Origin of the sequence: Longimonas sp., assembly GCF_046498435.1 — a bacterium.
Lineage (GTDB): Bacteria > Bacteroidota > Rhodothermia > Rhodothermales > Salinibacteraceae > Longimonas.
The window spans coordinates 1-4644 of the sequence record NZ_JAWOAR010000361.1 but is presented as its reverse complement, the minus strand read 5'-3'; the positions used below and the strand labels follow the sequence as shown (position 1 = coordinate 4644).

The 4644-nt window shown below is 62.2% G+C and carries 3 protein-coding genes; all 3 read right to left on the bottom strand.

Translation table 11 applies throughout. The features are described 5' to 3' along the window. On the bottom strand, window positions 1-1670 hold a 1670-nt coding region (locus tag R6U20_RS14205), incomplete at its 3' end, for a sigma 54-interacting transcriptional regulator (RefSeq protein ID WP_410338495.1). Window positions 1671-1724: 54 nt separating this feature from the next. Continuing rightward, a complete protein-coding gene (locus tag R6U20_RS14200) occupies window positions 1725-2144 on the bottom strand; it encodes a response regulator (protein WP_410338494.1) in 420 nt (139 codons plus the stop codon). A gap of 52 nt (window positions 2145-2196) precedes the next feature. Beyond that, the gene (locus tag R6U20_RS14195) at window positions 2197-4320 is read right to left on the bottom strand and encodes a PAS domain S-box protein (RefSeq protein ID WP_410338493.1); all 2124 of its coding nucleotides are present in this window, start codon (window positions 4318-4320) and stop codon (window positions 2197-2199) included. Window positions 4321-4644 lie beyond the last annotated feature (324 nt).

The following is a 4644-nucleotide window of genomic DNA, read 5'->3' as shown; positions in this document are numbered from 1 at the left end:
GTAATGGAGAGGTCATCGGCGCGAATCAGCCCATCTTGCGCCAGGATCACAGCGCGTTCCATGATGTTGGCCAACTCGCGCACATTGCCGGGCCAGTCGTAGGCTTTGAGCACCGCCATAGCGCTGGGGCTTACGCCCTCAATCGACTTGCCCATGCGCTGCGCAAACATCTTTCGGAAGTGATCTACCAGCAGCGGGATGTCGGAGCGCCGATTGCTCAGCGGAGGCAGATTGATCGGGAAGATGTTGAGGCGAAAGTACAGATCCGACCGGAAGCGGCCCTCCTCCACAGCCTGTTCGAGATCCACATTCGTTGCAGCGATGATCCGCGTATCCACCTGAATGGTGCGGCTTCCGCCCACGCGCTCAAACTCTTGTTCTTGCAGCGCCCGTAGCAGCTTCGACTGGGTAGACAGCGCCAGTTCACCGATTTCGTCGAGGAAGAGCGTGCCCCCGTCGGCCAGTTCGAAGCGGCCCACGCGCTGCTCAGAAGCCCCCGTGAATGCACCCTTTTCGTGACCAAAGAGCTCGCTTTCAATGAGGTCGGGGGCGAGCGCGGAGCAGTTTACTTTTACGAGCACGTTGTCGGCGCGTGGACTCCGTTCGTGTACGGCGCGGGCCACGAGTTCTTTGCCGGTGCCGGTCTGTCCGCATACGAGCACGGTGGTGTCGGTGCTCGCCACCTGGTCGATCGCGGTGAACACCTCTTGCATGGGCGGCGAGGTGCCTACGATCGTCTCAAAGCCCTTTTCGCTGCGGATCTCTTCTTGCAGGTATTGCTTTTCGGAGGCCAGTTGGGAGACTGCGGCTTCGGCCTGCGTGCGTGCATCGATGTCGCGCAAGATGAGCAGGTGCTGAGTGGCCCGGTTCGGCAGCGGCAGCGGACTGATCGTAGCCTCGACCGGAAACGTATCGCCAGAGGCGCGGCGCGCCTGAATCCCCTCAGACGCCGCCAGGTAGCGCCCCTCGGCATCGCCGTCGTGCTGCAAGTAGTCGGCCAGCAGCGCGTCAAACTCGTCTGTGAGGAAGCGTGTAAGCGGCTGCCCGCAGGCGTTGTTGGCGGAGCATTCGAAGATGGATTCGGCCGCCGGGTTAAAGAGCGTAATGGTGCGGTCGGCCTCGATGTTGATGATGGCGTCGATCGCCGAATCCACAATGGTCGACAGGCGCTGCTGGCTCTCGCGCAGGGCGGCGGTGCGCTCTTTTACCGTCTGCTCCAGCTCGTCGTGAGCCTGGCGCAGCGCGGCCTCGGCTTCCTGGCGAGCGCGGCGCTCCTCGGCCTCGCGCAGGGCTCGCTTCACCGCCGGACCCAGCCGCGAGAGCGTGTCTTTGAGCACGTAATCGGTGGCACCCTGCTTCAGCGTTTCGATGGCGCGCTCCTCGCCAATAGCCCCCGACACGAAGACCACAGGCACGGTGGGGTAGCGCTCCTGCACCATGCGCAGGGCCGTAAGCCCGTCGAACGACGGCAGCGAGTAGTCAGCCAGCACAATGTCGGGCGGGCCGTCGTCGAGGGCAGCCTCAAAGTCGGCCTTCGTATCCACCCGCTGCACCGGGCCGGTAATGCCGTCGGCGTGTAGCTGGTGGCGAATGAGCTCCGCATCGGTATCCACGTCCTCAAGCAGCAGCACGTCGAGCGCGTCCCACGAGGGCGAGGCATTATTGGGCATAGCGAGGCAGGTTGGGGATGCGAAAGAGAGCGGCAGATACGGACAACGCAGCCTCTAACACACCGTTTGGTTGGTCGAGGTCCAGTAGCGGCCGATGCGCTGAACCGTTTCGGTAAACTGCTCAAAGTCAACCGGCTTCACCACGTAGCTGTTCACCCCCAGGTCGTAGCAGCGCGTCAGGTCTTGCTGCTCCTGCGAGGAGGTGAGCGCAATGACGGGGATGCACTGCGTACGCTCGTTCGACTTGAGCGCTTCGAGGACCTCCAGCCCGCTTATCTTGGGGAGTTTCAGGTCGAGCAGGATGAGCTTGGGGGGCGTGTCGTGGTCCGACGTATCCTCAAACAGGTAGCGGAGCGCCTCGGCCCCATCACGCAGATGCATGACGTCTTCGTCGAGCCCCAGTTCGCGCAGCGCACGCAGCGTGAGCTCGGCGTCGTAGGGCTGGTCTTCAATGAGTAAGATGGAGCGACTCATACGGTACAACACAGTCGATGAGGAGGCAGCAAGGCAGGCAGGCGTATCAGAGTCAGGGCGGGGCAGCGGCTTCTTTGGGCAGGGTAAACGTGAACGTAGCGCCTTTGCCCACGGCGCCCTCTGCCTCCACGTGACCGCCGTGGCGCTGCACCACGCGCTCTACAATGGCGAGCCCCACGCCCGTGCCCTCGAACGCATCATCGTCGTGCAGGCGCTGAAACACGCCAAACAGCTTGTCGGCATAGGCCATATCGAACCCGGCCCCGTTGTCTTTGATGATGTAGGTGGGCACGTCGGCTGTCTCGTCGGTTGTTATGTGGATGCGCGCGGACGTTTCGCCCTGCGTGAACTTGACCGCATTCGAGAGCAGATTCGTGAGCGCCTGCCGCACCATCGAGCGGTCGCCACAGGTGCTGGGGAGCGGGTCGCACGAAAACAGGATGTCGCGGTCGGGATGTGCACGGTCCTGTTCGTCGATGACGTCGTCTACGAGAGTATCCATGTCGATGGGCGCAGATCGCATTTCGCGACTGCCAAGCCGCGAGAGCGCAAGCAGGTCGTCAATGAGCTGGCCCATGCGCTGCGCACTCTCTACGATGACACCGAGGAGGCGCTGCCCTTCGTCGTCGAGCTGGTCGCTGTGGGCATTGAGCAGCATCTGCGAAAAGCCGTCGACGGCCCGCAGCGGCGTGCGCAGGTCGTGCGACACCGAGTAGGTGAACGATTCCAGCTCTTTGGTGCGCTCCTCTACGCGCTGCTCCAGGCGCTCGGTGTGCTGCTGCACTTGCTCCAGGAGCTGAGCCTGACGCAGGGCAATCGTAAGCTGGTCCGTCACTTCTCGGGCGATGCGCTGCTCTTGCCCATCGAAGCAGCCCGGATCTTCTGTTCCCAAGTTTACGATGCCAATGAGCGTATTGTCCATGCGCATCGCCAGCGTCATAAACGCCCGAATGCCTTCTTCGCGAAGCTGCTGAATCAGCGGGGTCTGATTCACGGAGCGAATGTCTTCTACAACATGCAGATCACGCTCCAGCGCGGCCTCGGTAAATTCAAAGTAATGCAGGGGAACGGTTACGCCGCTATCGAGCATCGACTCGCCGTCGCTGTAGCGGGCCAGCACGGTGCCTTCGTTGCTGCGGCGGTCGATGAGGGCTACGCTCGACCGGCTGCATGGCACCAGGTGATGCAGGCGTTCCATGGCCGCCTGCGCAATGTCGGCGGGCGACTGCGCCTGCAAGATGGCCTGGTCGATGTCGCGCAGTACCTCCAGGCGGCGGGTGTAGAGCTCCAGCCGCTGCTCGCGCTCTTTGCGCGCGGTGATGTCTTCGCAGATACACGTAAGTCCGCCATCATCCAGCGGAGTCAGCGTCAGGTATACCGGGAAGGTGCTGCCGTCGCCGCGCAGCCCCGTGAGGTCGCCGCTCCATTGCTCGCCGCGGTCCAGCACCGGAAACACCTCGGCCTCAATGTAGGCCTGCTCCTGCTCGTCGTACAAGATGCGCCAACTCTCGCCGATCAATTCTTCGGGATCGTCATAGCCGTAGATCGTAGCGTGTGCCTGATTGGCATACCGGAACGCACCGTCGGGTGCATGAATCGCCATGCCAGCCATGGCCGCATCCATCGCCGCCAGCTGGCGTTGCTGCTGCTCTTGTACGGCCCGCCGCTCTTGGATTTCGGCACGCAACTCTTCGTTTACACGCTCCAGCTCAGCGGTGCGCGCCCGGACACGCGACTCCAGCACCGCCTGGTTCGTCTCCAGCTGTGCTTGCATCTCCTTACGGTCGGTAATATCGATTACGATCGACTGGAAGCGTTCAATCGTGCCGTTGTCGTTCTGCACCGGGTGCACGGTAAGTTGCACCCAGAGCTTGGTCTCGTCGGAGCGTACCATACGCATCTCGGCCTTCTCGACCGACTGGCCCTGTCGCACCTGCTGTAGCACCTGCATTGCCCGATCGCGCCCCTCGGGACCCGGCGGGTAGAGCGATAACGGCGACCGCCCCACCAGCGCACGGCGTTCATATCCCAGCAGCTCAGCGGCATGTGGATTCACCATTTGGATGTATCCGCCCGGCGAGACCAAAAAGTAAGCCACGGGGGCTGTTTCGTACAGCGCCTGGTAGTCGGGCGTTGTCGTTGAACGGTCGGATACGGAAGGCGAGACCGAAGACATAGGCGAAGAGCCAGCGTTCAGGCAAAAAGAGATCCAGGGGGAGCGTTTGGCAGGCCGCACGCAGTTGCAGTCTTCTGTGGTTTGGGCGTACTGCGTGCACGGCGTTCTCGTAGCGTTACATCAGAAGCAGCGCGCTTGTAGAAGTACATTGTTTACATCGTTTATACTCTATCCGTTCGCATGGGCCACAGTACACGACAAAACCTGAGCGAGCCTTCACAGAACTGGCATTCCCACGCCCCCGGCACGTCATCCCGAGCGCAGTCGAGGGATCTCCCCCGGAATCGGCGGAATCAGACTGGAGAGAGACGGCGATCCGCCCTT